The sequence below is a fragment of the Sphingomonas sp. PP-CE-3A-406 genome, assembly GCF_003688625.1.
Taxonomy (GTDB): Bacteria; Pseudomonadota; Alphaproteobacteria; order Sphingomonadales; family Sphingomonadaceae; genus Sphingomonas.
This window is the reverse complement of the sequence record NZ_RCWY01000001.1, coordinates 702,114-728,626: the sequence shown is the minus strand read 5'-3', so window position 1 is coordinate 728,626 and position 26,513 is coordinate 702,114. Positions and strand designations below refer to the sequence as shown.

The 26,513-nt window shown below is 65.7% G+C and carries 27 protein-coding genes; 8 read left to right on the top strand and 19 right to left on the bottom strand.

Features of this window, described 5'->3' with window-relative positions; genetic code table 11:
- Positions 1–14 precede the first annotated feature (14 nt).
- From C8J44_RS03085 to C8J44_RS18375, 10 genes are all read right to left on the bottom strand, one after another.
- Positions 15–422, bottom strand: coding sequence for a SufE family protein (locus tag C8J44_RS03085; protein ID WP_121903303.1), 408 nt, complete (start codon positions 420–422; stop codon positions 15–17).
- 198 nt (positions 423–620) lie between these two features.
- Positions 621–860, bottom strand: a complete 240-nt coding sequence (locus C8J44_RS03080) for a hypothetical protein (RefSeq protein ID WP_121903302.1) — start codon at positions 858–860, stop codon at positions 621–623.
- A gap of 9 nt (positions 861–869) precedes the next feature.
- Complete coding sequence (locus tag C8J44_RS03075; RefSeq protein ID WP_121903301.1) at positions 870–1,118, bottom strand: hypothetical protein; 249 nt, start codon at positions 1,116–1,118, stop codon at positions 870–872.
- Entirely contained in the window at positions 1,115–1,429 is a 315-nt protein-coding gene (locus tag C8J44_RS03070; protein ID WP_183128685.1) for a hypothetical protein, read from the bottom strand. Before C8J44_RS03070 ends, C8J44_RS03075 begins: the two co-directional genes overlap by 4 nt.
- Before the next feature lie 14 nt (positions 1,430–1,443).
- Positions 1,444–1,749 carry a hypothetical protein gene (locus tag C8J44_RS03065; protein WP_183128720.1) on the bottom strand — a complete coding sequence of 102 codons (306 nt, stop codon included), beginning with the start codon at positions 1,747–1,749 and terminating at the stop codon, positions 1,444–1,446.
- A gap of 17 nt (positions 1,750–1,766) precedes the next feature.
- On the bottom strand, positions 1,767–2,042 hold the full coding sequence (locus tag C8J44_RS03060) for a hypothetical protein (RefSeq protein ID WP_121903299.1): 276 nt from the start codon (positions 2,040–2,042) through the stop codon (positions 1,767–1,769).
- Between the two features lie 32 nt (positions 2,043–2,074).
- On the bottom strand, positions 2,075–2,458 hold the full coding sequence (gene pspC / locus C8J44_RS03055; RefSeq protein WP_121903298.1) for an envelope stress response membrane protein PspC: 384 nt from the start codon (positions 2,456–2,458) through the stop codon (positions 2,075–2,077).
- Position 2,459: 1 nt separating this feature from the next.
- Positions 2,460–2,759 carry an envelope stress response membrane protein PspB gene (gene pspB / locus C8J44_RS03050; protein ID WP_056048427.1) on the bottom strand — a complete coding sequence of 100 codons (300 nt, stop codon included), beginning with the start codon at positions 2,757–2,759 and terminating at the stop codon, positions 2,460–2,462.
- A gap of 1 nt (position 2,760) precedes the next feature.
- Positions 2,761–3,426 carry a phage shock protein PspA gene (pspA, locus tag C8J44_RS03045; RefSeq protein WP_056048430.1) on the bottom strand — a complete coding sequence of 222 codons (666 nt, stop codon included), beginning with the start codon at positions 3,424–3,426 and terminating at the stop codon, positions 2,761–2,763.
- 52 nt (positions 3,427–3,478) lie between these two features.
- The gene (locus tag C8J44_RS18375; RefSeq protein ID WP_183128684.1) at positions 3,479–3,622 is read right to left on the bottom strand and encodes a hypothetical protein; all 144 of its coding nucleotides are present in this window, start codon (positions 3,620–3,622) and stop codon (positions 3,479–3,481) included.
- A 172-nt stretch (positions 3,623–3,794) separates the two neighbouring features.
- On the opposite strand from C8J44_RS18375, the gene pspF reads away from it, so the two are divergent.
- On the top strand, positions 3,795–4,832 hold the full coding sequence (gene pspF, locus C8J44_RS03040) for a phage shock protein operon transcriptional activator (protein WP_121903297.1): 1,038 nt from the start codon (positions 3,795–3,797) through the stop codon (positions 4,830–4,832).
- Positions 4,833–4,938: 106 nt separating this feature from the next.
- Here the strand turns inward: pspF and C8J44_RS03035 are convergent, their stop codons facing one another.
- On the bottom strand, positions 4,939–6,147 hold the full coding sequence (locus tag C8J44_RS03035) for a cation:proton antiporter (RefSeq protein WP_121903296.1): 1,209 nt from the start codon (positions 6,145–6,147) through the stop codon (positions 4,939–4,941).
- Positions 6,148–6,374: 227 nt separating this feature from the next.
- Between C8J44_RS03035 and C8J44_RS03030 the strand changes: the two genes are divergently transcribed.
- Positions 6,375–7,316, top strand: a complete 942-nt coding sequence (locus tag C8J44_RS03030; RefSeq protein ID WP_121903295.1) for a right-handed parallel beta-helix repeat-containing protein — start codon at positions 6,375–6,377, stop codon at positions 7,314–7,316.
- A gap of 126 nt (positions 7,317–7,442) precedes the next feature.
- Here C8J44_RS03030 and C8J44_RS03025 read toward each other — a convergent pair whose 3' ends face one another.
- On the bottom strand, positions 7,443–9,071 hold the full coding sequence (locus C8J44_RS03025) for an alkaline phosphatase family protein (RefSeq protein WP_121903294.1): 1,629 nt from the start codon (positions 9,069–9,071) through the stop codon (positions 7,443–7,445).
- A 108-nt stretch (positions 9,072–9,179) separates the two neighbouring features.
- On the opposite strand from C8J44_RS03025, the gene C8J44_RS03020 reads away from it, so the two are divergent.
- The 4 genes from C8J44_RS03020 to C8J44_RS03005 all read left to right on the top strand — a co-directional run bounded on the left by C8J44_RS03020 (position 9,180) and on the right by C8J44_RS03005 (position 14,709).
- Positions 9,180–11,228, top strand: coding sequence for a protein-disulfide reductase DsbD (locus C8J44_RS03020; RefSeq protein ID WP_183128683.1), 2,049 nt, complete (start codon positions 9,180–9,182; stop codon positions 11,226–11,228).
- A 201-nt stretch (positions 11,229–11,429) separates the two neighbouring features.
- Complete coding sequence (locus C8J44_RS03015; RefSeq protein ID WP_121903292.1) at positions 11,430–12,965, top strand: circularly permuted type 2 ATP-grasp protein; 1,536 nt, start codon at positions 11,430–11,432, stop codon at positions 12,963–12,965.
- A complete protein-coding gene (locus C8J44_RS03010; protein ID WP_056048449.1) occupies positions 12,965–13,900 on the top strand; it encodes an alpha-E domain-containing protein in 936 nt (311 codons plus the stop codon). Before C8J44_RS03015 ends, C8J44_RS03010 begins: the two co-directional genes overlap by 1 nt.
- Positions 13,900–14,709, top strand: a complete 810-nt coding sequence (locus C8J44_RS03005) for a transglutaminase family protein (protein ID WP_121903291.1) — start codon at positions 13,900–13,902, stop codon at positions 14,707–14,709. Before C8J44_RS03010 ends, C8J44_RS03005 begins: the two co-directional genes overlap by 1 nt.
- A 253-nt stretch (positions 14,710–14,962) precedes the next feature.
- Here C8J44_RS03005 and C8J44_RS03000 read toward each other — a convergent pair whose 3' ends face one another.
- On the bottom strand, positions 14,963–15,739 hold the full coding sequence (locus C8J44_RS03000) for an arginyltransferase (protein ID WP_121903290.1): 777 nt from the start codon (positions 15,737–15,739) through the stop codon (positions 14,963–14,965).
- Between the two features lie 127 nt (positions 15,740–15,866).
- Complete coding sequence (locus C8J44_RS02995) at positions 15,867–17,126, bottom strand: threonine ammonia-lyase (protein WP_121903289.1); 1,260 nt, start codon at positions 17,124–17,126, stop codon at positions 15,867–15,869.
- A 57-nt stretch (positions 17,127–17,183) separates the two neighbouring features.
- On the opposite strand from C8J44_RS02995, the gene C8J44_RS02990 reads away from it, so the two are divergent.
- Together C8J44_RS02990 and C8J44_RS02985 are read left to right on the top strand one after the other, a co-directional pair.
- On the top strand, positions 17,184–18,038 hold the full coding sequence (locus tag C8J44_RS02990) for an NAD(P)-dependent oxidoreductase (protein WP_121903288.1): 855 nt from the start codon (positions 17,184–17,186) through the stop codon (positions 18,036–18,038).
- A gap of 8 nt (positions 18,039–18,046) precedes the next feature.
- Positions 18,047–19,720, top strand: coding sequence for an amidohydrolase (locus C8J44_RS02985; RefSeq protein WP_121903810.1), 1,674 nt, complete (start codon positions 18,047–18,049; stop codon positions 19,718–19,720).
- 9 nt (positions 19,721–19,729) lie between these two features.
- On the opposite strand, the gene C8J44_RS02980 is transcribed toward C8J44_RS02985, so the two are convergent.
- The 5 genes from C8J44_RS02980 to C8J44_RS02960 form a co-directional block, all read right to left on the bottom strand.
- Positions 19,730–20,617, bottom strand: a complete 888-nt coding sequence (locus C8J44_RS02980) for an acyl-CoA thioesterase II (protein ID WP_121903287.1) — start codon at positions 20,615–20,617, stop codon at positions 19,730–19,732.
- Between the two features lie 73 nt (positions 20,618–20,690).
- Positions 20,691–21,818, bottom strand: a complete 1,128-nt coding sequence (locus C8J44_RS02975; RefSeq protein ID WP_121903286.1) for an acyl-CoA dehydrogenase family protein — start codon at positions 21,816–21,818, stop codon at positions 20,691–20,693.
- A gap of 92 nt (positions 21,819–21,910) precedes the next feature.
- On the bottom strand, positions 21,911–23,092 hold the full coding sequence (locus C8J44_RS02970; protein WP_121903285.1) for an acyl-CoA dehydrogenase family protein: 1,182 nt from the start codon (positions 23,090–23,092) through the stop codon (positions 21,911–21,913).
- Positions 23,093–23,096: 4 nt separating this feature from the next.
- Entirely contained in the window at positions 23,097–24,401 is a 1,305-nt protein-coding gene (locus tag C8J44_RS02965) for an amidase family protein (RefSeq protein ID WP_121903284.1), read from the bottom strand.
- Between the two features lie 37 nt (positions 24,402–24,438).
- Positions 24,439–26,469 carry a 3-hydroxyacyl-CoA dehydrogenase NAD-binding domain-containing protein gene (locus C8J44_RS02960; protein WP_121903283.1) on the bottom strand — a complete coding sequence of 677 codons (2,031 nt, stop codon included), beginning with the start codon at positions 26,467–26,469 and terminating at the stop codon, positions 24,439–24,441.
- Positions 26,470–26,513 lie beyond the last annotated feature (44 nt).

Sequence of the window (26,513 nt, the reverse complement as noted above, 5' to 3'; positions counted from 1 at the left end):
GTGAGGGCACGGTCTCAGTCGGCGTACCGCTCGGCCGTTTCCCGGATCAGCGCGATCATGTTCGGGATCCCCTGCGTGCGGTTCGAACTCAGTTGCTTGCTCAGATCGAACGGCGCAAGTTCCGCAGTGATGTCGGTCGCGACGATCGTGCCCGGCGCCTGATCCTGCACCGTTAGCAACACCAGAGCGATGATGCCCTTGGTAATCGCCGCATTCGAATCCGCGAGAAAGTGTAGTCGGCCATCGTCGGTCGTGGTTGGATACACCCAAACCGAAGCCGAACACCCGCGCACCAACGTCGTATCGGTCTTCAGCGCATCCGGCATCGGTTCGAGCTCTTTGCCGAGGTCGATCAGCAGGCGGTAGCGATCGTCGGGTTCGAGGAAGTCGTATTCCTCGCGAATATCGGTGAGAGTGGCCATGGCGCGGTCGGTAGCGGTTCGGCCTCAGCGCTTCAACACCGGGGAACAAACCAGAGGCGTATCTCTGGTTGCTACCACCCCGGCGAAGGCCGGGGTCCAGTTGGGGGACAGCTATGGTGAGGTACGGTAATTCGTTATTACTACCTCTCCAACTGGGCCCCGGCCTTCGCCGGGGTGGTCGTGTGGTTTTGGCGAGGCTTAAAGATCCACCCCGGCAGCGATCGCCTCGAGCTTCTTGATCCGCTCCTTCAAGTCGGCGATCTCGATCCGCGACCCGGTCGACACCGCCATCGGCATCCGACCGTCTTGTGTATGATCCAGCTCCAGCCGCCGCAGCGATAGCCATCCGCGCCATCCGGCCAAGCCACCGGCCACGATCATCGCGAGGCCCGCAAGGCTCGCCAGCGCCAAGGTGATATAGACGTTAGGTTCGATCATGTCCGCCTCCTAGCGGTCGCGGAGCCGCTCGATCTCTCGGTCGAGATCGACGCTCTTGTGGTTGTCGGTGATCACGCGCTCCAACACCTGGATGCGCTCCTTCATCTGCTGCACCTCGTCGCGCAGCCGCGCCGCTTCGGGATCGTTTATCAGCGACACCCCGTCATTGCGGTGAGCGTTTTTGAGGCCGGCTTTGATAATACCGGCAATCATTACGATCACGACGATCATCACGACCATCACCTGTCCACCATTCATGATCCTGTCTCCTGTGATGTCTGGACCCCGTTGAGCGGGGCTCCGTTGAGCGGGCGTTCGTCGCGAAGCTGCTCGATCTCGTCCGCCAGTTCGATCCCGCGGTCGGTAACGATCCGTTCGAGCACGCGGACCCGCTGTTCCAGCCGGCCGGTGTGCGCCGCATATTGCGCCGACTTTTCCGCGATCATCTGCGCGTCGAGTTCCATCCTGCGGTTCTTGTAGGCGAACCAGGGCCGAACCACGACGCCGCCAAAGATCGCGAGCAGTCCGCAGCAGATCCCGAGGATGGGAATAAGTATCGGGCTTATCATCGTCAGGATCCCTTTCAACGGTCGCGGAGGGCGTCGATCTCGCGTGCCGTACGCTCGGCGGGATCGGTGGCGATGCGTTCGAGGACTGCGATCCGTTCCTCGAGGCGGGAGACCTGCCCGGTCAGGCGCTCATTCTCGCTGCTCAGCAGCTCGACCTTGCGTTGATCGTCGGGGCCTGTCCCATGCTGGTAGCTGAGACGGTGGCGCTTGCCGCCATGATCGCTTTCCAGCGGATACCCATGCTTGGCGCGAACCCATGTCCGGAAAGCGTGCGATGCGCTGACCGCACCGACGATGCCGACCGGTACCATCCAACCCATATCCATTGTTCGATCCCTCAGTTTGGCTGGAGGCGAAGCGCCTCGATTTCGCGTGCGGTGCGCTCGGCGGGATCGGTGGTGATCCTTTCGAGGACCTGGATACGCTCCTGCAAGCGGTCGATCTGACCGGTGCGGCGCGCATTCTCACTGTCGAGCAGCGCGATGCTGCGTTCCGCATCCCGGTTCGCGGCCTTGACCGCGATCCGCGCCTTGCGGCGACCAAATGCCTGGATCGTAAGCGTTGCCAGCGTTCCCAGTATGATACCCAGTATGAGTGCTGCTTCTGGTGGCATGGTATTTCCCCCTTTTGGATCGACGCCGCGTCTCAGCGCAGGCTGTCGATCTCTGCCGCGAGGCTGTTGCTGGAGCGGCTGGTATAGTGTGTCTCGATGTCGGCAAGGCGGCGATCGATGTCGCGGAACTTGCTGCGCACCTCGGCGGTCGAGCGCTTCGGGTTCGAGCGGACGCCCTGCCAGAACTTCGCGTCATCGGGCGTCTCGTACAGGCCGATCGGCTTGGCGTGTCCCATCCATGCGACCATCCAATAGGCCAGCAGCGTCCAGGGAAAGCCCCCGGCGAGCGTGAGGACGACCATCCCGACCCGGACGAAGAGCGCATCGATGCCGGTATAGTCGGCAATCCCCGCGCAGACGCCCTTCCACTTGGCATTCTGTTTATCGAGGTAAAACTGTGTGCGGCTGCCAGACATTTCAGTTCCTCCGATCGAGGGGGCGATCCAATGGGCGTTCGGACTGACGATCCGAAAGATACGGCGACTGCGTTGTGCCGAGGCCTGGCTTCCAGTCGGGGTTATCGGCGGCGATGATCCGTTCGACGGTCATCACGCGGTCTTCGAGGCGACGTGCGAGCGCCTGCATCTCGTCGAGCAACCGTTCGTCCTCTTCAGTGATCCGCGGCGCCTGCTTCCACTTGGTGATGTAGTGCAGGATCACCCACGGCAGCCCGATGAAGAGAATGCCGCAGACCAGAACTGGCATGAAATCGTCCATCTCAGTCGTCCTTCTTCAGGCGCGCTTTCAGCGCGGCGAGCTGGGCATCGACCTTGTCGTTGCTGCGCAACTCGGCGATTTCCTCTTCGAGCGTCTTGACGACCCCGAGCCCCATCGCATCCGCGCGGCCCTCGGCCTCGTCGACGCGGCGGTCGAGAATGTCGAAGCGGCTGAACGCCTCGTGCGTCTTCGGACCGTTGTACATCTCACGCAGGCGGGTGCGGTTGTTCGCGCTCTCCAGCCGGGTCTGCACCGCGTTCTGCTTGGTGCGTGCCTCGCGGAGCTTGGTCTGGAGCTTGGCGATGTCCTCCTCAGAAGCCCGAAGCGCATCGTCGAGCACGCCGACCTCGGCCTTCAACTGCTCGGCCATGTCGAACGCCTTCTGGCGTTCCACGAGCGCGGCCTTGGCGAGGTCCTCACGGTCCTTGCTCAGCGCCAGCTCGGCCTTCTCGGTCCAGTTGTCCTGGAGCTGCTCCAGCTTCGAGATATGGCGGCGCATCTCCTTCTGGTCGGCGATGGTGCGCGCAGCGGAGGCGCGAACCTCGACCAGGGTCTCCTCCATCTCGAGGATGATCATGCGGATCATCTTCGACGGATCTTCGGCCTTCTCGATGAGATCGGCGAAGTTGGCGGCGACGATGTCGCGGGTGCGGGAAAAGATGCCCATGTAAATCCTACTCCAGGGGTCGGCCCGAGGCTCTTGGCGAGCCGTCGGGGTATTAGGCCACGATTGCGGTGTGAACTGCAACGGGGACCGCGTTGTTTACGATCGCGGGGCCGACTGCGCCGAGGACGCAGGTTGCGCTGACGACGATGGTGCAGAGGGTGGCGGCGACGGTGCGGGCGATGGTGGTGTTGAACATGGTGGGTCCCCTTTAAGGATGGTTGGTTCCGCTATTCGGCGGGTTGCCTGAAGCTGTGCATCTCTCGTGCCAGTTTTGAAAATGTTGGGTTTGCAGGGGTTTGCGCGATTTCGACTGCCGGGGTGGCACCGCAAGCTTGCCAAGAGTTGGGAATTCGCGCCACATCTTCGCCATGGAGCGAACAACCCAGGTCATCGGCGAGTCCGGTACGTTCATGGCAGCGTTGGAACGCGCGTCGCGGGCGGCGGCGTTGGATCGTCCGGTACTGGTGATCGGCGAGCGCGGGACGGGCAAGGAACTGGTCGCCGAACGCCTCCATCGCCTGTCGCCGCGGTGGGACCAGCCGCTGGTGATCATGAACTGCGCGGCGCTGCCCGAGACGCTGATCGAGGCGGAGTTGTTCGGCCACGAGGCGGGTGCGTTCACCGGCGCGACCAAGGCGCGGGTAGGGCGGTTCGAGGAGGCCGATGGCGGGACGCTGTTCCTCGACGAACTCGGCACGCTGTCGATGGCGGCGCAGGACCGGCTGCTGCGCGCGGTCGAGTATGGCGAGATCACGCGGATCGGCTCGTCGCGGCCGATGCGCGTCGATGTGCGGATCGTGGCTGCGACCAACGAGCATTTGCCGGACAAGGTCGACCGCCACGAGTTTCGCGCCGACCTGCTCGACCGGCTGTCGTTCGAGGTGGTGACGTTGCCGCCTCTGCGCGCGCGGACCGGCGACGTGGTGGTACTCGCCGAACATTTTGGCCGGCGCATGGCGTCCGAACTGGGCCGCGAACGCTGGGAGGGGTTCGGCCCCGCGGCAATGGATGCGCTGATCGCGTATCGCTGGCCGGGCAACGTCCGCGAACTCCGCAACGTCGTCGAGCGCGCGGTGTATCGCTGGGAACAAGCGGGGCCGATCGACGCAATCGAGATCGACCCGTTTCAGTCGCCACACCGTCCGGGGGCATCGACCGCGCCGAGGCCGGCGGCCGCGGCATCGCAACCGATCGAAGCGGAGGACGGTGAAGACCCGGTCGTCGCGTGTGAGGAAGGTCCCTCGGACTTCAAGTCCCGCGTGTCGCGCTTCGAACGCGATTTGCTCTCGCGCGCGTTGTCGGAAAACCGCTTCAACCAGCGCGCCACCGCCGAGGCGCTAGGCCTGAGCTACGACCAACTCCGCCACGCCCTGAAACGCCACGACCTGCTCAACGCGGGGGCCTGAGCCGCCAACCACCCGTCATCCTGACGAAAGTCAGGACCCAGAGCCAGGCTGGACGGCGTTCGTAACCCTGGGTCCTGACTTTCGTCAGGATGACGACATGGCGTTGCTAGCCGCTCTTCCCCACCAGCCCCGCCAGCTTCTTCAGCTTTGGCGCAACCACCGGCACCGTCAGCATCGTGCTCGCCAGCGCCATCAACAGCAGCGCCGTGAACGTCTCGTTGGTGATGATCTTCTTATCCAGCAGGATGTTGACGAAGATGATCATGATCAGCGCCTTGGTCTGGAGCAGCCAGCCGATCGCCGACGCCTCGCCTGGCCGCCACTTCAGGATCCGCCCCGCGGCGTGAACGCCCGCCAGCTTGCCGCCGACCGACGCGACCAGCAGCAACGCCGCCGCGCCGAACACCGCATAGCCGCCGACCGCCCACTGCGTCTTCAGGCCCGTCGACAGGAAGAACACCGGCATCACCGCAAGCAGACCGAAGTGACGGAACTGGTCCATCTTCGCGGTCGTGAACCATTTCGAATCGAGCACTGCGCCCGACAGGAACGCGCCGACCATGAAGTGCAGTCCCGCCCAGTCCGCCGCGAACCCGCAGCCGGCGAGCCAGATCAGGCTGACATACCAGCGATCGTGTTCCTCGATCCGCGTCATCAGCTTGCGCCCGACAAATGTGGCGATCGCGAACCCGACCAGGAAGCCGCCCTGCCGGCCGACGCGCTCCCAATCGAGCAGGATCAGCGCGAGCACGCCCCAGATCGCGATGTCGTCGAGGCTGGCATAGCGCAGGATCCGTTGGCCGATCGGCTGACGCAGCACATCGAGCTTTTCGAGGAACAGCACGAGGATCGGCAGCGCGGTGACCGCGCATGCCATGCCGATGCCGAGCACCACCTGCCACGTCGCGCCGTCCGGCCCGCGCCAGCCGGGGTAGCGCAGCATCAGCACCGCGGCGATGCTGCCCGTGATCAGCGGCACCACGAGCGCAAGCCCTGCGGTGACGCCGGTTTCGCCGCGCCGCTTCCATGCCTCGCCGAGATCGAGTTCGATGCCGGCGACCCACACGAACATCATCACCGCCCACCACGCGATCCCGTTCAGCGAGCCGAGCGTCGCGGGCGTGAAGACCGTCGCGTAATAATCAGGATACGCCGCGCCGAGTACGCCCGGCCCCAGCAGGATGCCGCCGAAGATCTGCACCACCACCAGTGGCGCCCAGTAATCGGTGCGGCCGAGGCGCCACACCAGATACGGCACGGTAAAGATGATGAGTATCGCGAGGAGGAAGACCTCCGTCGGCGTCATGGCGTGCATGCAGATCCCCCGGCGCCGATCGGTTCCCCCCGCCGGCTTCGTTTCGGGCGCACACTATCCGCGCGTGAGTGCGGCGGCAATCGGCTGATGGTCGCGGTCCACCACGCGGGGCCTGCGCCATTGCGGGACACCTAAAGCGGCTGACATGAAGCGGTGCGACCTGATACGCCGTGTGTCACCGTCGGTGCCGTGCGCCGGGCGGGCCGGTACCCGCGAAAGGATTTCCCATGAGACGATCGTTGTTTGCGCTGGCGTTGCTGGCGTTGCTGGCGGCGCCGGCCGGGGCGCCCGCCTTTGCTCAGGGCACCGCGCCGTTCACCGTCAACGGACAGGGGTTCGCGACGTTGCAGGAGGCGGTGACGTCGATCCGGATGGGGACCGCGACGATCCTGATCGCCCCCGGCACCTATCGGCAGTGCGCGATCCAGCAGGGTGGCCACATCACCTTCAAGGCGGTTCAGCCCGGCAAGGCGATCTTCGACAGCGTCGCCTGCGAGGACAAGGCGGCGCTGGTGCTGCGCGGCAACGGGTCGGTGGTCGATGGCCTTGTCTTCCGCGGCTACCGCGTATCGGACGGCAACGGCGCCGGCATCCGTACAGAGTCGGGCGACCTCACCGTCACGAACTCCATGTTCCTCAACAGCCAGGAGGGAATTCTCGGCGGTCAGCCGACCAACCAGCGGATCACGATCGACCGGTCGACCTTTTCGGGGCTTGGCCAGTGCGACCAGTCGCCGAGCTGCGCGCATTCGATCTACCTCGACAACAAGGGCAGCATTTCGGTCACCAATTCGCGGTTCGAGCGCGGCAATGGCGGGCATTACGTCAAGCTGCGCAGCCCCACGGTCACGATCACCGACAACAGCTTCGACGATACCGCGGGGCACAAGACCAACTACATGATCGACTTGCCCGAAGGCGCGACCGGCCTGATCGCGCGCAACACCTTCGTGCAGGGCAAGGACAAGGAAAACCACTCCGGCATGATCGTCGTCGCGGCTGAGGCGCGGACCTATCCGTCGACCGGGCTGCGTGTCGAGAACAACGACGCGCGGCTGTCGCCGGGGGATACGACCAACCCCGCTTTCTTGATCGACTTCAGCCACGACAAGCTCCCGATCGGCGCGAACCGGTTGGGTGCGGGTCTTCGGGCGTTCGAGACCCGGTAAAGGCGCGCGCGCGGGATGCGTCACCATTGCTCCAACCCAGAAGCGTGTTCTTCCGCGAAGGCGGTAGCCCAGACTGGACTCCCGCCTTCGCGGGAGAACAGTTCTTTTTGCGAGGCTTAGCGCGCCTCAGTTAGCGCAAGTGCTTGCAGCCCCCGGATCGAGATCGAGGCACCGCCCGTCGAGCCCCGACACCGGCAACCCGATCGTCGCCGCCAACGTCGGCACGATATCCACCGTCTCCACCGACAGCGGCTGCTCGAACCCGGTCATCCCCTTGCGCCAGAACAGGATAGGCACGCGGCGGTCGTAATCCCACGGCGACCCGTGCGTCTCGACATAGCCGCCCGCCGGCGACACGATCGTCGTCACGCGCGGCTTGAGCAGCACCACCATTTGCCCCGACCGCTCGGGATAGAACGACGCCCGCGCCCGTTCGATCAGCGTCCATGTCTCCGGCGGGGACTTCGCCATCGGCGTCGCCATGATCTCGGCGGCGGAGTACGCGCCCGCGATCTGCGGCATCGCGCGATAGCGGCGCAGCGCCTCGGCAAGCACCTTGGCCCGCGTCTTCGCTGGCAGCGTGTCGTCGATATACACGTCGCCTTCGGTCCCGAGTAGCACACTACCCGGCAGCCCCATGTCCTTGGCGATCGCAGTGCCCACCTGTTTGGCGAGCACGTTCTCGTCCATGTGCGCCTCCATCGGCATCGCGCGCTGCTGCTGGCGTTCGGTCGCATCGTGCGCGCCGTGATCCGCGGTCAGCACGACTTCGTAGTCGACCCCGGTCTCGTCCATCACGTTGAAGAAATCGCCTAGCGTCTTGTCGAGTTGCGCCATCTGGATGCACATCTCCGAGCCCTGCGTGCCATAGGTATGCCCGATGTAATCGGTCGCCGACGCGCCGATATCGATGATGTCGGTCTGCGGACCCTTGCCGAGCTTCATGTCCTGCACCAGTGCCGCCGCCATCGCGAACACTGCTGCGTCCGAGGCCGGCGAAACGCGGAAGCCCTTGGCATCGCCCGCCTCGCGTTCGAACCGACCCTGGCCATAGGTCTTGCCGGCGATCACGATCGGATGGTTCACACCTGCGCAATAGCCGGGCAGGGGGAGCGCCGCCTGCGGCTTGGCGATCAGCGCGGCGACCGCGTCGCGCGTGCGCTGCACCGCCGGCGGTACCGCGCGCCCCGCATACGAAACGTACGTCTTGCCATCCCACCACCAGAGCTCGTCGACCTTGTGGCCGCCCATCATCACCGCCGCGCGATCCTTGCCCGCGACCGAGACCGAGCGCGTCCGCGGATCGCGCGCCTTCATCATCTCGCCGAGCGTCGGCACCTTCAGGTGCATGTCGGACACGGTATAGCTCTCGTGCGTGCTACCCGGTGCGCGCTCGTCCTCCGAGCAATAGACCACCTTATCGGGGCGCCCGGCGCGCTGGTCGATCCAGTTGTTGGCGATGATCCCGGTATGCGCGGGCCGCATGCCGGTAAGGATCGTCGAGTGGCCGGGGCACGTCTCGGTCGCGGCGTGGCTCTGATACCCGCTCGGGAACACCGCGCCGTTCAACAGCCGCGTGAAGCCACCGGTATAGTGATTGCGATACTGCTGGAACAGGTCGGCGGCGAACTGGTCGACCGAGATCGCGACGATCAGTTTTGGCGGCGTCGTCGGGGTCGATGCAGGGGGCGGTGCCGTCTGAGCAGAGACTGAAGCGGCCGAAGTCAGCAGGAACGCGGCGATAAGTGCTTTCACGAACAGTCCTTTAGTCAGCGACGACCATCAAGCGCAGCCGTCGCTTTGAAGTGCAATACGACAAGGTCACCGCTATGGCTTTGCGCGATGAACGAAACAAGGATGGCCATGCGCGGATTACGTTGCGTCCTCATGACGGTCTTGCTGGCCGTCTGCGGGCTGGCAAGTGCGCCCGCGTTTGCGGAATCGTTGAACGGCTCCAGCCAGCATCTGATGATGAAGCTGGTCGCAGAAAGCGATCACCCGAAAGCCGGCGCCCCGCTGACGATCGCACTCGCGACGACGCCCGAAACAGGCTGGCACGGCTATTGGCGCAACCCCGGCGATGCGGGTTTTCCGGCGACCTTCGACTGGACCTTGCCGACGGGCGCGAAGGCGGGCGAGCCCGAATGGCCGGTGCCGACGACGCTGCTGATCGCTGGCCTGATGAACTACGTCTATGAGGCGCCCTATGCGCCGCTCGTGACGATCCAGGTTCCGGCGGGGCTGGCGGCGGGGTCGAAATTCCCCATCCGCCTGAAGACGAGCTACCTCGTCTGCTCGGCGACGATCTGCGTACCCGAAGAGAAGGCGCTCTCGCTCGACCTTACGATCGGTGATGGCGCGCCATCGCAGGCCGCCGCGTTCGCGGGCTGGCGTCAGGCGATCCCCAAGCCGCTCGATGCCGGCGGGACCTACGCCGTGAGCAACGGGACAATGCGGATCGCGGTGCCGTTCCCCGCAGGCGCGAAGATCGACAAGGCGTATTTCTTCCCGGTCACCACCGGCGCGATCGAGAATGGCGCGGCGCAGACGGTCGCGCGTGACGGCGACCGACTGACGATCAGCACCAAGGTCGCCGCGAACGCCAAGGTTGACGGACCGATCGAGGGCGTGCTCCGGATCGGCGACGGGCAGGGGCTCGGCGTCAAGGCGACGCCAGGTGTGGTGGCCGAAGCGGCTGGCGGCGGCGCGACCAGCGCGAACGGCGAGAGTCTCTGGCTGACGGCTCTGATCGCATTCGCGGGCGCAGTGCTCGGAGGCCTGATCCTCAACATCATGCCGTGCGTGTTCCCGATCCTCAGCCTCAAGGCGCTCAGCCTCGCCCGCGGCGGCGCGAGCGAGAAGGACGCGCGCGGTGAGGCGCTGGCCTACACCGCAGGCGTCGTTCTAGTGTGCCTCGGCCTCGGTGGCGCGATCCTGGCCTTGCGCGCAGGCGGTTCCGCAGTCGGTTGGGCGTTCCAGTTGCAGCATCCCGGTGCGATCGTCGCATTGCTGCTCCTGAGCACCGCGATCGCGTTTAACCTCGCCGGGCTGTTCGAGGTCCCGACACCGCGGTTTGCCGGCGAAAGCGGCGCAAGCGGCGCGTTCGCGACCGGCGCGCTGGCCGCATTCATCGCGACTCCGTGCACCGGGCCGTTCATGGGCGCTGCGCTCGGCGCGGCGCTGGTGCTGCCGTGGCCGGCGGCGCTCGCCGTGTTCGGCGGGCTCGGGATCGGCTTGTCGCTCCCGTTCCTTGCGATCGGGTTCATCCCTGCGTGGCGGCGGTGGCTGCCAAAGCCAGGCGCATGGATGGAGACGTTCCGACACATCCTGTCGGTGCCAATGTTCCTGACTGCGATCGCGCTCGGCTGGGTGCTCGGGCGACAGACCGGGGTGGACACGCTGACGCTCGCGCTGGTCGCGGTGCTGGCGATCGGCGCGGTGCTGTGGATCGGCGGCTCGCGCCAGCGCAACGGCAAGTCGTTCGGCATGGTTGCGCAAATCCTGCTGCTCGTCGTGTTCGTCGGCAGCGCGGTATTGATCTCGCGCGCGCCGCCAGTGTCCGCAAAAGTAGCGACCGCTGGCGACGAAGCGTTCACCGAGGCCAAGCTCGCCTCGTTGCGCGCCGAGAAGCGTCCGGTGTTCGTGTACTTCACCGCCGACTGGTGCCTGACGTGCAAGGTCAACGAGAAGGCGGCGATCGACACCACCGGCGTCCGCGATGCCTTTGCCAAGCACAAGGTGGCGGCCTTGATCGGTGACTGGACCGATGGCGACCCGGTAATGGGTCGCTTCATCCAAGCCCACAACCGGGCAGGTGTGCCGCTATACCTATACTACGCACCAGGCGCGGCCGAACCTACCGTCCTCCCGCAGGTCCTCACGCCAGGCCTGCTCGAAGGCCTAGGCACCTAAGCCGCATCTAACGCCCCCCGATTCCGTCATCCTGACGAAAGTCAGGATCCAGATTACCAAGCGTCATCGGCAATGACCCTCATCCTGACTTTCGTCAGGATGAAAGACGTGCGCGGCGGCAGGCCACATTCAACCCTTGTGCACCGCAGCGATGCGTTGCAGCATGGAACCGCAACGCTTGATGGGGAATTGACCGTTTCGATGGGGAAACAAGCGTTCGACGAAATCATGGGAACACCGGGCGACACGACCGCCCGGCCCGAACTGGCAGCTCTCGGCAAGTGGATCGAGGATACGCCAGACGCCGAGCTGCGACGCCGGCAGGAAGCCGCCGAGACGACGTTCCGGCAACTCGGCATCACCTTCGCGGTCTACGGCGAGAACGAAGCGGCCGAGCGGATCATCCCGTTCGACATCGTGCCGCGCGTGTTCCTCCACGACGAATGGACCCGCCTATCGGATGGCCTCGTTCAGCGCGTCGAGGCGATCAACGCGTTCCTTGACGACATCTACGGCGAACGGCGGATCCTGAAGGAGGGCATCCTTCCCGAGGACCTCGTGCTCGGCAACGCGCAGTTCCGGCCCGAGATTGCCGGTATCCGCCCGCCACACGGCGTATGGGCGCATATCTGTGGGATTGATCTCGTCCGCACCGGCCCCGACGATTTCTTCGTGCTCGAGGACAACGCGCGCACGCCGTCCGGCGTCAGCTACATGCTCGAAAACCGTGAGGCGATGCTCCGCCTCTGCCCCGAACTGTTCCGCGAGTTCCGCGTTGCGGCGGTCGACAGCTATCCAGACCTTCTGCTCGAGACGATGAAGTCGGTCGCGCCGCACGGCACGGGCTCCAACCCGACCTGCGTGCTGCTGACCCCCGGCCACTACAACTCCGCCTATTACGAGCACAGCTTCCTGGCGGACTCGATGGGCATCGAGCTCGTCGAGGCCGCCGATCTGGTGGTGGACGACGACGTCGTGTGGATGCGGACGATCGCTGGGCGCGTGAAGGTCGACGTGATTTATCGCCGGATCGACGACGATTATCTCGATCCGCTCGTGTTCCGTCCGGATTCCGCGCTTGGCGTGCCTGGGCTGATCGCAGCCTATGCCGCCGGCAACGTCGCGATCATGAATGCGCCGGGCAACGGCATCGCCGACGACAAGGCGATCTACAGCTACATGCCCGACATCGTGAAGTTCTACTCGGGCGGCGAGTGCAAGCTGCGCAACGTCGAGACGTGGCGCTGCCGCGAACCACAGGCGTTGAAGTTCGTCCTCGACAACCTCGAAGACGTCGTCGTCAAGCTGGTCGACGGCTCGGGTGGCTACGGCATGCTCGTTGGCCCGACCGCCTCAAAAAAGGAGATCGAGGAGTTCCGCGCCGCGCTCATTGCCGAGCCGCATCGCTACATCGCGCAACCGACGCTCGCTCTGTCGACCGTACCAACTATGGCGCAAGGCGGCCTTAGCCCCCGTCACGTCGACTTCCGCCCGTTCGTGCTGAGCGGTTCCAAGGGCGTCCAAGTTGTACCTGGGGGCCTCACCCGCGTCGCGCTCAAGGAAGGATCGCTGGTGGTCAATTCCAGCCAGGGCGGCGGCACCAAGGACAGCTTCGTGCTGATGGCCGACCAGTCGCAGCGGATGAACGCCGGGGGGATGACGCAGACGATGGGCGGCATGACGCAGACCCTGGGTGCACAGACGTCGGGCGCGCAGACGGCCGGCGGGAATTCCTGATGCTGTCGCGCACCGCCTCCTCGCTCTACTGGCTCGGCCGTTATTTCGAGCGTGCCGACTTTATCGCCCGGCTGGTCGAAGCCACCGTCCGCCTCGATGTGCTCTCGTCGCAACCCTCGGGTGATGCCGCCTGGGCGTCCGCCCTGGCCGTCACCGAAACCGACGAGGCGTTCGCTGCGACCGGTGTCGAGATCGGGCAACGCGACGTGGTGCGCTTCCTGACGCTCGATTCGAGCCATCCGGGATCGATCGTCCGCTGCCTCGACATGGCGCGCAACAATGCCAAGGCGGTCCGCACCGCGCTGACCCGCGAGGCCTGGACCGCGATCAACCGCGCATGGCTGCTATTCGAGAACCGCGCCACGCCGGGCAGTACGACGTCGCAGCTGAATCTGGTCGAGGCGGTGAAGAACGAGACGCGCGGGTTCGAAGGTGCGGTCCACCGCATGCTCCGCAACCAGACGACGTGGTTCATCCGGCTTGGTCAGGCGGTCGAGCGCGCGGACAACACCGCGCGGCTGCTCGACGTCAAATATCACATCCTGCTGCCCGAGGGCGAACGGCTCGGCGGTGCGATCGACCGTGATCAGTGGACGACGATCCTCCAGACCGTGTCCGCGGTCACTGCCTATCGGTGGCTCTACAATGACGGGCTGCGGCCTGCCGACGTCATCGACCTGCTGCTCGCACGGTCCGAACTGCCGCGCAGTCTGGCCGCGTCGGTCGAGGAGACGGTCGACGTGCTCAACCTGCTCGCCAAGCGCACCGGCAACCACGGCGAGGCCGACCGGATGGCTCGGATGCGTGCGTCGCGGATGGCGAAGACGCGATCGGGCGAGGTCATCGCCTCCGGGCTGCACCAGTATCTGCAGGCGTTCATCGCCGAGAACGCGTTGCTGCACGGCGCGATCGGCCGTCAGTTCAAGTTCCTCTGATGCGCCTTTCGATCGATCATCACACGATCTACCGCTTCGCGCAGCCGCAGGGCCGGTTGGTGCAGATGCTCCGCCTTACGCCCGAGAACACGCACGACCAGACCGTAGCGTCGTGGCGGATCGACGTCGATTGCGATGCGCGGCTGCGGCCCGGTCGCGACGGCTTCGGCAACGCGGTGACGATGTTGTATGCCGAAGGGCCGGTCGACGGGATTGAGATCACTGTGAAGGGCGAGGTGCTGACCAGTCATTCGGACGGCGTCCTGCACGGCGTGCACGAGACGCTGCCGCCCGCGCTGTTCCTCCGGTCCACCGAGGCCACCGTTCTCGACACGGCAATCGCGAAGTTCGCCGCCAATGCGGCCGAGGGCGCACACGACCGGATCGGCGCATTGCACCGGCTGAACCGGGCATTCCACAAGCGGTTCGTATTCGATGCCGGACGTCCCGAACCCGGTCGGACCGCCTCCGCCGCCTTCCGTATGGAAAGCGCCACGCCGCGCGACATGGCGCAGATGTTCGCCGTCGCCGCGCGGTCGCTCGGGGCGCCGGCGCGGTATGTGTCGGGGTATCATAATAACGATCACGAGGTGGTGCATCTGCCGACTCCGCATGGCTGGGCCGAGGCGTTTGTCGACGGGCTCGGCTGGGTAGGGTTCGATCCGTGCACGGGGATGTCGCCTGAGGAGCATTACGTCCGGGTGGCAATGGCGCTCGACGCGGCGGGTGCGGCGCCGGTAGCGGGCTCCCGGCTCGGCGAAGGTGGCGAGGAACTCGACGTCGACGTCGTGGTGCAGCGCGAGGACTAGATTGTTTCCCCGCGAAGGCGGGGACCCAGACTGAGCTCCCGCCTTCGCGGGAGAACAAGGCGACCGCAGGAGAACATGGGGGCAACGGATTTTTCCGCCGATGCACCACCCCGGCGAAGGCCGGGGCCCAATTGGCAAGGTGGTCTTAACGGAGGGCCGCATTCAATTAGCAGCGTTTCCCAATTGGACCCCGGCCTTCGCCGGGGTGGTGGTTCTTGGGATCCGCAAGTGGACTAAAATGAGTCCCCCGTCTTCAAACCAGCGCAGCAACCCGCACGGCTTGCGTCACCAGATCAGCATCCTCCAGCCGCCGCCACCCAGCCGGCCCCAGCACTTCCAGTGGTCGATACCGCGTCTTGTACTCCATCCGCGGTGAGCCCTTTACCCAGTATCCGAGATACACATACGGCAGCCCGGCATCGCGGGCCCGCAGGATATGGTCCATGATGATGAAGTTGCCGAACCCCGGCCGCGCCGCGTCGTCCGCCGCAAAGAAGCTGTAGACCATCGACAATCCATCCGCCTGGCGATCGGTCAAACAGGCGCCAATCAGCGCGCCCTGCACCCCATCGACAGTCGGCTCGCGGTACTCCACAATCACCGAATTCACCGGTGAATGCTCGATCATGTCGGCATAGTCGTCCTCGTCCATCCCCGCCATGCCGCCGCCCGGATGCCGCGTCCCGAGGTAACGACGCAGCAACTGGAACTGCTCGTCGGTCGCCCACGCCTTGCACGCGGTCACTTCGATATCGCCGAGCCGCTTCAGCAACTTGCGCTGCGTCGCGTTGGGCACGAACTCATCCGTAACCACGCGGACCGAGACGCATGCCGTGCAGCCCGCACAAGACGGCCGATACGCCACCCCCTGGCTGCGACGAAACCCGATCCGACCGAGCGCATCGTTCAACTCGTTCGCATGCGGACCGGTCAGCTCGGTGAACACCTTGCGCTCCTGACGATCCGGCAGATACGGGCACGGCGCAGGGCTGGTGACGAAGAAGCGCGGAAAACGAAAGGGCGCAGTCACCGAGCGGAAAGTCCTTCAGGCAGGCGCGATCAGCCGCGTCGCCTCGTATATGGCCGCCCAGCGCAAACGTGCAATCGGTTTACCACGAATGTCGGTTAACGCGGTAAGTGACCGTATCAGAATGGGATCACGCTAGCTCGACGGTCGACGTCTCGTACCCGCCAGCCCGCAGTGCACCTACCAGCCGATCGAGATGCGCGCGGTCGCGCAGTTCGCATTCGATGTCGGTGATAAGACCCTTCGCCGGCAGCGTCGTGAAGACGCGCTGGTGATAGATCTCGATGATGTTGACGCGTTCCTGGTCGAAGATTCGCGCGACATGGAACAGCGCACCGGGCTTGTCCTGCAACCGGATCCGGAGCCTTGCGAGGCGACCCGACCGCGCCAGATCGCGCAACAGCACGTTGGCGAGCAGCCGCGTATCTATATTGCCCCCGCACAGCACGATGCCGACGGTCTTCCCCGCGAACCGCTCGGGATGTGACAGCAACGCGGCGAGTCCAGCGGCACCCGCACCCTCTACCACCGTCTTCTCGATCTGGAGCAGCAGGCTGACCGATTCCTCAAGGCTGCGTTCGCTGACGAGGACGATGTCGTCGACCAGCTCGGCAACGATCTTCGAGGTGATGGCGCCCGGCTCCTTGACCGCGATGCCCTCGGCCAGCGTATCGCCGGCGCAGGCCATGTCAGTGCCGTTGATACGGTTATACATCGATGGGAACAGCTCGGCCTGCACGCCGACGACCTCGATGGGGTGACCGCCCGGCGCTTCGCTTAAGGCCCGCGCGACCGTCGACATGCCCGAGATCAACCCGCCGCCACCGATCGGAATGACCAAAGTGTCGATCTGCGGCACGTCCTCCAGCATCTCGATCGCGACGGTGCCTTGCCCTGCAATGACGCGCGGGTCGTCAAACGGGTGGACGAAGGTGAAGCCGCACTCGCCCTCGAGGATGCGGGCGTGCGCATAGGCCGCGTCGAACGTCTCGCCGTGCAGAACGACGTTGGCGCCATGGCCCTCGGTCTGCATCACCTTCACGGTCGGCGTGTTGGTCGGCATCACGATCGTCGTCGGGATGCCGAGCCGGTTGGCGTGATAGGCGAGGCCCTGCGCGTGATTGCCTGCCGATGCGGCGATGACGCCCTTCGCGCGTGCTTCGGCCGACAGCTGCAACAGCGTGTTGAGCGCGCCGCGTTCCTTGTACGCCGCGGTGAACTGGAGGTTCTCGAACTTCAGATACACCGTCGCGCCGGTCATCTTGCTCAGCGTCTTGCTGATCAACGTCGGCGTGCGGACGATCGAGTCGCGGATCCGGTCATGCGCGACGCGGACGTCGTCGATCGAGACGGGGAGGGTGGGTGCCGCTACGGCAGCGTGGGTAGCCATGTCCGACCCGCTAGACCATCTGGCGCGCGTGGGAAACACCGCTTATGCGCGGACGCTATGGCAAAACTGGCATTCATCGGAACCGGCGTCATGGGCGCGCCGATGGCGGGACATCTCGCCGCGGCAGGGCACGACGTAACCGTCTACAACCGGACTCAGGCCAAGGCGTTGGCATGGGCAGATAAATATGGCGGCAAGGTCGCCGACGCGCCGGCCGCCGCGGTGAAGGATGCCGATGCGGTGTTCGCCTGCGTCGGCAACGACGACGATCTCGCCTCGGTCACTCTGGGCGACGATGGCGCGTTCGCCGCGATGCGCGACGATGCGGTCTTCGTCGATCACACGACGGTCTCGGCCTCAATCGCAAGGCGGCTCGCGGGCGAGCGTGCGTTGGTGGTCGACGCACCCGTATCGGGCGGACAGGCTGGCGCGGAGAACGGCAAGCTCTCGATCATGTGCGGCGGCTCGGCCGAGGCGATGGCGAAGGCCGAACCCTTCATGCAGGCCTATGCTTTGCGTGTGGTCCATGTTGGTGAGGCTGGCGCGGGTCAGACGACCAAGATGTGCAACCAGATCGCGATCGCCGGGGTGATCCAGGGCGTCGCAGAGTCGATCCGGTTCGCGCAAAACTCCGGGCTCGATCTCGACAAGGTGTTCGAGGCGATCTCGGGCGGCGCGGCGCAGAGCTGGCAGATGGTCAATCGCTGGCCGACGATGGCGAAGGAGGAGTTCGACTTCGGCTTCGCGGTCGACTGGATGCGCAAGGACCTGGGTCTCGCGCTCGACGAAGCGCGGCGCAACGGCGCGGTGCTCCCCGTCGCGGCGCTAGTCGATCAATTCTACGCCGATGTTCAGGCGATTGGCGGCGCCCGTCAGGATACGAGCGCGCTGGTACGGAGATTGCCGAAGTGATGCGTCTGATGGTTTCCGCAGCCGCGATCGCGCTGCTCTCGACCCCCGCTGTTGCCGATGGGATCGTCGACAACGTCAACGGCATCACGGTCGCCGACGGTGGCCGCGTGATCCACTTCAAGGCGATCCTGGTCGACAAGGACGGTCGCGTCACGCGGCTCGTGCCCCCCGGCGAGGAAGCCCCCAAGCTTAGCCGCAAGGAATTGAAGAAGAACGCCGGCAAGCCACTCTACGACTGGCGAGTCGACATGGGCGGCAAGACCGTGCTGCCGGGCTTCGTCGATGCGCATGGCCATGTCCTCGAACTCGGCTTCGGCGCGTTGTCGCTCGATCTGTCGATGACCAAGTCGCTCGACGAGGCGAAGGCGCGGATCGCGGCGTACATCGCGGGCAATCCCGATCGGAAGTGGATCCTCGGGCGCGGCTGGAACCAGGAGGTCTGGGGGCTGGGTCGCTTCCCGACCGCCGCCGATCTCGAATCCGTCTCGGGTGGTCACCCGATCTGGCTGTCGCGCGCCGATGGCCATGCCGGCTGGGCGAACCGCGAGGCGATGCGCGAAGCCGGTGTCACCGCCGCCACCGTCTCGCCTTCCGGCGGACGCATCGAGAAGACCGGCGGTGCGCCCGCGGGCGTGTTCGTCGACGGCGCGCAGGCGCTGATCGAGAAGGTCGTACCCCAACCGCTTCCCAAGGAGCGCGACGCCGCATTCCTGACCGCGCAGAGCATCCTTCTCGGCTACGGTGTCACCGCTGTCGCCGACATGGGCACCACCCTCGACGACTGGCTGACTTATCGCCGGATGGCGGATATCGGCGGGCTTCGCGTGCGAATCATGAGCTATGCGCTCGGTATCGACACCGCGAGCCGGATCGGCGGCAAGGGGCCGACACCGTGGCTCTATAACGATCGTCTGCGGATGGGCGGCGTGAAGCTATATGCGGACGGTGCGCTCGGGTCGCGTGGCGCGTGGCTGCTGAAGCCGTATTCGGACGCACCGGGTCAGTCGGGCCTCGGCTTCCTGACCGACGACCAGCTCCAGAATCAGATGAGCCGCGCGGCGATGGACGGCTATCAGGTCGCGGTCCACGCGATCGGCGACAAGGCCAACCAGGAAGTGCTCGACGCGATCCAGGTCGAGAGCGAGACCTATACCGGAGATCGCCGCTGGCGGATCGAGCATGCGCAGGTGGTCGCGCCCGAGGATTTGCCGCGGTTCGGGAAGTTCGGCACGATCGCCTCGATGCAGCCGACTCATGCGACCAGCGACCGGACGATGGCGGAGGCGCGGCTCGGGCCGAACCGGCTGGCGGGGGCCTATGCGTGGAAATCGATGCTGACCAACGGCGCCAAGCTCGCGTTCGGGACCGACTTTCCAGTCGAAAAGCCCGATCCGTTCGCGACCTGGGCGTCGGCGTTCACGCGGCAGGATGCCAACGGGCAACCGCAGGGCGGGTGGCAGCCGCAGGAACTGGTGACGCGCGAACAGGCGTGGTGGGCGATGACCGGTGCTGCGGCCTATGCCGGGTTCGCCGAGAAGCAGTTCGGTGCGCTCGCGCCGGGCCAGCGCGCGGACTTCATTGTCGTCGACAAGGACCCGACGCTTGCCTCGCCGACTGATCTGCGCGCGACCAAGGTCAGCGAGACGTGGATCGGTGGCGAGAAGGTCTGGGTGCGCAAGTAACCGGGCAAGTTACTGGCGCATCCGGATCAGGCCTTCCTGCGCGACGCTGGCGACGAGCCGGCCATCTCGTGCGTAGATCTTGCCGCGGTTGAAGCCACGGGCGTGGCCCGACCATGGGCTGTCGCACGCATAGAGCAACCAGTCGTCGGCGCGGAAATCCTCGTGCAGCCAGAGCGAATGGTCGAGGCTGGCGGTCTGCATGCCGGGTGTGATCCAGTTCATGCCGTGCGGCAGCAGCGCGGTGCCCAGCAGCGCCATGTCCGACGCATAGGCCAGGATCGCGCGGTGCATCGCCGGATCGTCGCCGATCGGCGCGACCAGGCGGAACCAGTTGGCATAATGCGGCTCCTGCGGGGCAGGATCGATCCAGCTGCGAGGGTTGACCGGGCGCACCTCGATCGGCCGCCAACGCAACATGTGCGCGCGGAATTTCTCGGGGATGCCGTCGATATTCTCCAGCCGCAGGTCGCGGTCGGAGCGCAGGGTTTCAGGCGCCGGCACGTCGGGCATCGCATCCTGATGGTGCAGCCCCTCTTCCGGCATCTGGAACGACGCCGCCATGTTGAGGATCGGCTGGCCCTTCTGCATCGCGATCACGCGCCGGGTGGCGAAGCTGCGGCCTTCGAAGTCGCGGACGACGCGGAAGACGATCGGATAGTCCTCGTTGCCCGGCCGCATGAAATACGCGTGCAGCGAGTGCGCGGCCTTGGGGCCTTCGGTCGAGCGTTGCGCCGCCTGCAAAGCCTGCGCGATCACCTGCCCGCCGAACACGCGACCGACCCCGCCCGGCTGGCGCTTGCCAACATAGAGATCGGTATCGACCTCCTCGATCTCAAGCAGGTCGACGAGGCCTTGGGCAAGTGCTTCGGGCGACGTGTCTGCAGTTTCCGCGGTCATCTAACTTCCTTGTTCTCCCGCAAAGGCAGGAGCCCAGACTGGGCCCCCGCCTTCGCGGGGGTACAGGTTTGGGTCAATACCCCGCCGCTACCGCCAGCCGGTCCGCGTGGAAGTTCGCATCGCCGAACATCTCCGCCAGCACCCGCGCGCGCTTCATGTAGAAGCCGATGTCGTACTCGTCGGTCATGCCGATGCCGCCGTGCATCTGGATGCCCTCCTGTACGCTGAGCGTGGTCGCCAGCGCGGTCATTGCCTTGGCCACCGAGACCGCCTCGTCGGCGCGGTCGCTGCCCAGGTCGAGCAACTGTTGCGCCTTCAACACGGCGGCGCGTGCCACCTCCATCTCCGAATACAGATGCGCGGCCCGGTGCTGGAGCGCCTGAAAACTGCCGATCAGCGTCCCGAACTGCTTGCGCTCCTTCATATAGCCGATCGTCATGTCCATGGCGCCGCCGCCAACGCCTAGCAGTTCTGCCGAAGCTCCGGTCCGACCTGCGCGAAGGAGGCGATCGAGCGGCGAACGACCTGCGTCAACCTCGCCGATCACCGCGTCTGCATCGACCTCAACACCCTCGAACTCTAGCCGTGCGGCCAAGCTCGCATCCGCGAGGCGTTCGGCGTTCGCGGTCAGCCCGGCAGCGTCCTTCGGCACCGCAAACAACGTGATGCCATCCTTGTCGTCGGCACTACCACCGGTGCGCGCAGCGACGATGATCAGGTCGGCGGTGTGGCCATGCGTCACGAACCGCTTGGCGCCGGTCAGCTTGAACCCGTTGCCCGAGCGTTCCGCGGTCATCGCCACGGTGTCGCGGTGCTTGGCGCCCTCGTCGATCGCGAGCGCGGCGACGGTCTCGCCGGCGATGATGCCGGGGAACCAGCGTTCGGCCAGCGCCGTGCCCTTCAAGGCCTCGACCGCCGCGACCGCGGTGGAGAGGAACGGGGAGGGGGACAAATTGCGCCCGATCTCCTCCAGCACCACGCCCGCCTCGACATGGCCGAGCCCGAGCCCGCCCTGCTCCTCGCCGATCAGGATGCCGGTAAAGCCCATCTCCGCGAACTGCTTCCAAAGGTCGCGCGAGAAGCCGGTCTTGTCGTCGGCATCGCGCAGCGCGCGCATGTGGCTGACCGGCGCATGCTCGGCGACGAAATCGCGAATGGTGTCCTGAAGGACGGTCTGGTCGTCGTCTAGATACAGTGGCATTCTGGTTCCCCCCGCGGAGGCGGGGGCTCAGGAGCCCCACGCGCAGCGTTCGTGATTCTGGGCTCCCGCTTTCGCGGGAGAACGGTCAAATGTCAGGCAGGCAATTCCAAGATCCGCTTGGCGATGATGTTGAGCTGGATCTCGCTCGTCCCGCCCTCGATCGAGTTCGCCTTGGTGCGCAGCCACGACCGCGGGATCGCACCGCCGCGCGACCGCTCGCTGTCCCATTCGAGCGCATCCGATCCGCCCGCCGCCATCATCAATTCGTACCGACCCTTGTTCAGCTCGGTCCCGTAATATTTCATCATGCTCGGCTGGGCCGGGTGCGCCTTGCCCGCCTTCAGTTCGTCGATGAACCGCTCGGACATCGCCCCGAACGCCTTCGCGCGCACCTCGAACAGCGCGATCGACGCACGCAACAGCGGATCGGCCAGCCGCCCGTCATGCCCCAAGCCCACAGTCGCGATCGCCCCGTCGATCAAAGGATTGCCGCCGCTCGACGCGAGCCCCATTCCCGAGATCATCTCGCGCTCATGCCCGAGCAAATACTTCGCGACGTCCCAGCCCTCGTTCTCCTCGTAGACGCGGTTGACCTTGGGCACCTCGACATTGTCGAAGAACGTCTCGCAGAACGGCGAATTGCCGCTAATAAGCAGGATCGGCTTGGTCGACACGCCCGGCGAGGCCATGTCGAACAGCACGAAGCTGATCCCGCCCTGCTTCGACGTCTTGTCGGTGCGGACGAGGCAGAAGATCCAGTCCGCCTTGTCGGCGTAGGACGTCCACACCTTCTGCCCGTTGACGAGATAATGGTCGCCCTTGTCCTCCGCCGATGTGGCGAGACCGGCAAGGTCGGAGCCTGCGTTCGGCTCGGAATAGCCCTGGCACCAGCGGATCTCGCCGCGCGCGATCTTGGTCAGGTGATCGAGCTTCTGCTCTTCGGTGCCGTATTTGAGCAATGCCGGCCCGAGCATCGAGATCCCGAACGAGTTGAGCGGGTTGCGCGCCTTTATTGCCGCCATTTCTTCGCGCAGGATCTTCGTCTCTGCGGGCGACAGGCCACCGCCGCCATAGGCCTTCGGCCAATCAGGCACGGTCCAGCCCTTCGCCGCCATCTTGTCGAGCCATTCCTTCTGCGCAGGACTCGAAGGCTTGAACTGGCGCCCGCCCCAGCAGACATCGTCCTCCGACCGCACGGGTTTGCGCATCTCGGGCGGGCAATTCTCCGCGAGCCACGCACGCGTTTCGGACCGGAAAGTATCAAGGTCGGACATCGGATCAGCTCCTGCTTAGTCGATTGCACAGCGCGGCGACGGCGATCGCGTCGTGGTCGCGGTAACGGTTGGTGATGACCTGCACGCCGATCGGCAGGCCGCGCGGGTCGGTCCCGACGGGCACGCTGGTCGCGGGCAGATTGGGGAACGTGGCGAGGCCCGCCCAGGCGAACTGGACGCCGAACGGGGTATCCTCGCCATCGATCGACAGCGTGCGCCGCGCGACGTTGCGCTCGGCGATATGCGGGAAGGCGTTAACGCCGCTCGCCGGCGCGATTACTGCGTCGAACTGCTCGAACAGCGCGCCCCAGGCGCGTTGCAACCGCGTCTGCGAATCGAGCAGGTCGAACCAGTGCGACAGCGTCGCGACCTTGCCGTCGCGCGCGGGTCCGCCGCGAGTCATCGCGATGCCGAGCATCCGTATATAGTCGGCATGCTGCGCGGCGAGGTCGATCGGTGGCACTGCATGCGAAACGGTTGCGCCGGAGCGGCTCAGCACCTCACCGACATGCTCGATCGCCGATACGATGGACGCATCCACGCGCGCTGCGGGATGCGCGGTCAGCAGCAGGATGCGCGGCCGGGCAAGATCGACGCTCGGGCGAGGCAGCGGAAGATCGGCTAGAACGTCGAGCACGACGGCCAGATCCTCCGGATTGCGCGCGAGCGGCCCGATCACGCCGAGAACCGCGCTCGCCCCATCGGTGCCGGGCACGCGGTGGCCGAGATCGGACAAGGCGCCATAGGTCGGCTTGTGCCCCCAGACGCCACAGAAGGCGGCCGGCACGCGGATCGAGCCGCCGATATCGGAGCCGAGTTCGAGCGGTACCATCCCCGACGCGAGCGCCGCCGCGGCACCACCCGACGATCCGCCGGGTGTCAGCGTCGGATCGATGGGATGATTCGTCCGGCCATGGATCGGGTTGTCGGCCTGCCAGTCGCTCAGCCGCACCGGCACGTTGGTCTTGCCGAGGATCACCGCGCCCGCCGCCTTCAGCCGGGTTACGGCGACGGCATCGCGGTCGACGATGTTGTCACGGTGGACGCCGACGCCCCAACTGGTCGGAAGACCGGCGACGTCGAAAGATTCCTTGACCGTCATCGGTACGCCGAACAGCAGCCGGTCGTCCGGACCCTCCGCATCGAGCGCCCGCGCCGCCTCTCGCGCCCGCGCGAAATCGCGGACGACGACGGCGTTGATCGCACCGTCGCGCGCCTCGATCCGCGCGATCGCCGCGTCGCACTCGGCGAGCGCGGTCGTCTCGCCCGCACGGATCGCAGCCGCCGTCTGGAGCGCGGACCGCTCCATCAGCGATCGACTACCGGCAGGAAACGACCGCGATCGATCACTTCAGCCGACCGCCCGATGCCGCCGCGTCCTTCAGCGACTTCGCCACCGGGAACCCGTATTTCTCCAGCCCCGCGACGACCTTCGGCAACCCCTCGGACTGCGCCCAGAACATCGGTCCGCCGCGGTACACCGGCCAGCCGTAGCCGTAGATCCACACCACATCGACGTCCGACGCGCGCTGTGCCTTGCCCTCTTCGAGGATCAGCGCGCCTTCGTTGACCATAGTGTAGAGCGTCCGCACGACGATCTCCTCGTCGCTGATCTCGCGCGGCGTCACGCCCGATTTCTTGCGGAAATCGTCGATGATCTCGGTGACCCGCGCCGAGTTCGACGGCGTCCGCTTCTCGTCGTAATCGTAGAACCCCGCCTTGGTCTTCTGGCCCCAGCGGTTCTCCGCCGCCAGCGCATCGCGGATGTTCTCGATCCGGCTCGGATCGCGGTGCCAGCCGATGTCGACGCCGGCCAGGTCGCTCATCTGGAACGGCCCCATCGGCATCCCGAACGCGACATGGACCTTGTCGATCTGCTCCGGGCTCGCGCCTTCCAGCAGCAGCTTGGTCGCCTCGACCTGACGCGGCATCAGCATCCGGTTGCCGATGAAGCCGTAGGTGACGCCGGCCACCACCGCGACCTTCTTGATCTTCTTCGCCAGCGCCATGACCGTCGCGAGCACGTCGTCAGCGGTCTTGTCGCCGCGTACGACTTCAAGCAATTTCATCACGTTGGCCGGCGAGAAGAAGTGCATCCCGACGACGTCCTCGGGCCGCTTGGTGCAAGCGGCGATCGCGTCGATGTCGAGATACGACGTGTTCGACGCCAGGATCGCGCCTGGCTTGGCGATCGCGTCGAGACGCGTGAAGATCTCCTTCTTCACCTCCATCGTCTCGTACACCGCCTCGATGATCAGGTCGCATTCGGCCAGATCGGCAAAGTCGAGCGTCGGCTTCAGCGCGCCCATCGCCTGCTCGACCTGCTCGGGCTTCATCCGGCCCTTGGCTGCGGTCGCCTCGTAGTTCTTCCGCACGACGCCGGTGCCGCGGTCGAGTGCCTCCTGCTGCATCTCGACGATCGTGACGGGGATGCCCGCTGACAGGAAGTTCATTGAAATGCCGCCGCCCATCGTGCCCGCGCCGATCACGCCGACGCGCTTGATCTCACGCAGCTTGGTGTCGGCGGGGACGTCGTCGATCTTGGCCGCCTGGCGTTCGGCGAAGAAGATGTGGCGCTGTGCAGCCGACTGCACGCCCATCATCAGCTTCATGAATTCCTGGCGCTCGAAGGCGATGCCCTCTTCGAAGCTCGAACCGTCGGCGGCCTTCTCGACGCAGGCAATGTTGGCAGCCGGCGCGTCGAAGTTACGGAAACGACGGGCGTTCTCCTTCTTGAACGCAGCGACCGCATCGGGATCGGCCTGCGCGGTCTTCTCGGACGCGCGGGGCAGGGGACGCTTCGTGGCGATCTCGCGCGCGAAGGCAACGGCGTCGGCTTCGAGCGAGTCCTCGCCGACGATCTTGTCGATCAGGCCGGCATCGAGCGCCTTCTTCGCCGAGATCGGATCGCCCTTCGCGGTCATCTCCAGCGCGAGCTTCACGCCGGCGATCCGCGGAATACGCTGCGTGCCCCCCGCGCCGGGGAGCAGGCCGAGCTTCACCTCGGGCGTACCGATCTTCGCCGAAGGGACTGCGACGCGGTAATGGCAGCCGAGCGTGACTTCGCAGCCGCCGCCCAGCGCGGTGCCGTGGATCGCCGCGACGACGGGCTTCGACGACGCCTCGATCATGTCGACGACGGTGGGCAGGCCGGGCTCGACCATTTCCTTGCCGAACTCTGTGATGTCGGCGCCCGCAAAGAACGTGCGGCCGTCGCAGCGGATGACCATCGCGGTAATGCTGTCGTCGGCCACGCCTTCCTTGACCGCCGCTTCGAGACCCTGCCGGACTGCGGCGCCGAGCGCGTTGACGGGGGGATTGTTCGAGATGATGACGAGCACATCGTCATGGCGTTCGGTGCGGATCGGGCTGGTCATTCTAGTCTCCTGGTGCTGACCCCGTCATCCCGGCGAACGCCGGG

What these genes read in the sequence shown, in the direction of transcription:
- pspF (WP_121903297.1), top strand. Translation starts at nt 3,795, where the DNA reads ATGGAGCGAACAACCCAGGTCATCGGCGAGTCCGGTACGTTCATGGCA.
- C8J44_RS02975 (WP_121903286.1), bottom strand. Translation starts at nt 21,818, where the DNA reads ATGCCACTGTATCTAGACGACGACCAGACCGTCCTTCAGGACACCATT.
- C8J44_RS02980 (WP_121903287.1), bottom strand. Translation starts at nt 20,617, where the DNA reads ATGACCGCGGAAACTGCAGACACGTCGCCCGAAGCACTTGCCCAAGGC.
- pspC (WP_121903298.1), bottom strand. Translation starts at nt 2,458, where the DNA reads ATGTCTGGCAGCCGCACACAGTTTTACCTCGATAAACAGAATGCCAAG.
- C8J44_RS18375 (WP_183128684.1), bottom strand. Translation starts at nt 3,622, where the DNA reads ATGTTCAACACCACCATCGCCCGCACCGTCGCCGCCACCCTCTGCACC.
- pspB (WP_056048427.1), bottom strand. Translation starts at nt 2,759, where the DNA reads ATGGACGATTTCATGCCAGTTCTGGTCTGCGGCATTCTCTTCATCGGG.
- C8J44_RS03015 (WP_121903292.1), top strand. Translation starts at nt 11,430, where the DNA reads ATGGGGAAACAAGCGTTCGACGAAATCATGGGAACACCGGGCGACACG.
- C8J44_RS03080 (WP_121903302.1), bottom strand. Translation starts at nt 860, where the DNA reads ATGATCGAACCTAACGTCTATATCACCTTGGCGCTGGCGAGCCTTGCG.
- C8J44_RS02985 (WP_121903810.1), top strand. Translation starts at nt 18,047, where the DNA reads ATGGTTTCCGCAGCCGCGATCGCGCTGCTCTCGACCCCCGCTGTTGCC.
- C8J44_RS02995 (WP_121903289.1), bottom strand. Translation starts at nt 17,126, where the DNA reads ATGGCTACCCACGCTGCCGTAGCGGCACCCACCCTCCCCGTCTCGATC.
- C8J44_RS03010 (WP_056048449.1), top strand. Translation starts at nt 12,965, where the DNA reads ATGCTGTCGCGCACCGCCTCCTCGCTCTACTGGCTCGGCCGTTATTTC.
- C8J44_RS03085 (WP_121903303.1), bottom strand. Translation starts at nt 422, where the DNA reads ATGGCCACTCTCACCGATATTCGCGAGGAATACGACTTCCTCGAACCC.
- C8J44_RS03035 (WP_121903296.1), bottom strand. Translation starts at nt 6,147, where the DNA reads ATGCACGCCATGACGCCGACGGAGGTCTTCCTCCTCGCGATACTCATC.
- C8J44_RS03005 (WP_121903291.1), top strand. Translation starts at nt 13,900, where the DNA reads ATGCGCCTTTCGATCGATCATCACACGATCTACCGCTTCGCGCAGCCG.
- C8J44_RS03020 (WP_183128683.1), top strand. Translation starts at nt 9,180, where the DNA reads ATGCGCGGATTACGTTGCGTCCTCATGACGGTCTTGCTGGCCGTCTGC.
- C8J44_RS02990 (WP_121903288.1), top strand. Translation starts at nt 17,184, where the DNA reads ATGGCAAAACTGGCATTCATCGGAACCGGCGTCATGGGCGCGCCGATG.
- C8J44_RS03065 (WP_183128720.1), bottom strand. Translation starts at nt 1,749, where the DNA reads ATGGGTTGGATGGTACCGGTCGGCATCGTCGGTGCGGTCAGCGCATCG.
- C8J44_RS02970 (WP_121903285.1), bottom strand. Translation starts at nt 23,092, where the DNA reads ATGTCCGACCTTGATACTTTCCGGTCCGAAACGCGTGCGTGGCTCGCG.
- C8J44_RS03030 (WP_121903295.1), top strand. Translation starts at nt 6,375, where the DNA reads ATGAGACGATCGTTGTTTGCGCTGGCGTTGCTGGCGTTGCTGGCGGCG.
- C8J44_RS02960 (WP_121903283.1), bottom strand. Translation starts at nt 26,469, where the DNA reads ATGACCAGCCCGATCCGCACCGAACGCCATGACGATGTGCTCGTCATC.
- C8J44_RS03060 (WP_121903299.1), bottom strand. Translation starts at nt 2,042, where the DNA reads ATGCCACCAGAAGCAGCACTCATACTGGGTATCATACTGGGAACGCTG.
- C8J44_RS03075 (WP_121903301.1), bottom strand. Translation starts at nt 1,118, where the DNA reads ATGAATGGTGGACAGGTGATGGTCGTGATGATCGTCGTGATCGTAATG.
- C8J44_RS03070 (WP_183128685.1), bottom strand. Translation starts at nt 1,429, where the DNA reads ATGATAAGCCCGATACTTATTCCCATCCTCGGGATCTGCTGCGGACTG.
- pspA (WP_056048430.1), bottom strand. Translation starts at nt 3,426, where the DNA reads ATGGGCATCTTTTCCCGCACCCGCGACATCGTCGCCGCCAACTTCGCC.
- C8J44_RS02965 (WP_121903284.1), bottom strand. Translation starts at nt 24,401, where the DNA reads ATGGAGCGGTCCGCGCTCCAGACGGCGGCTGCGATCCGTGCGGGCGAG.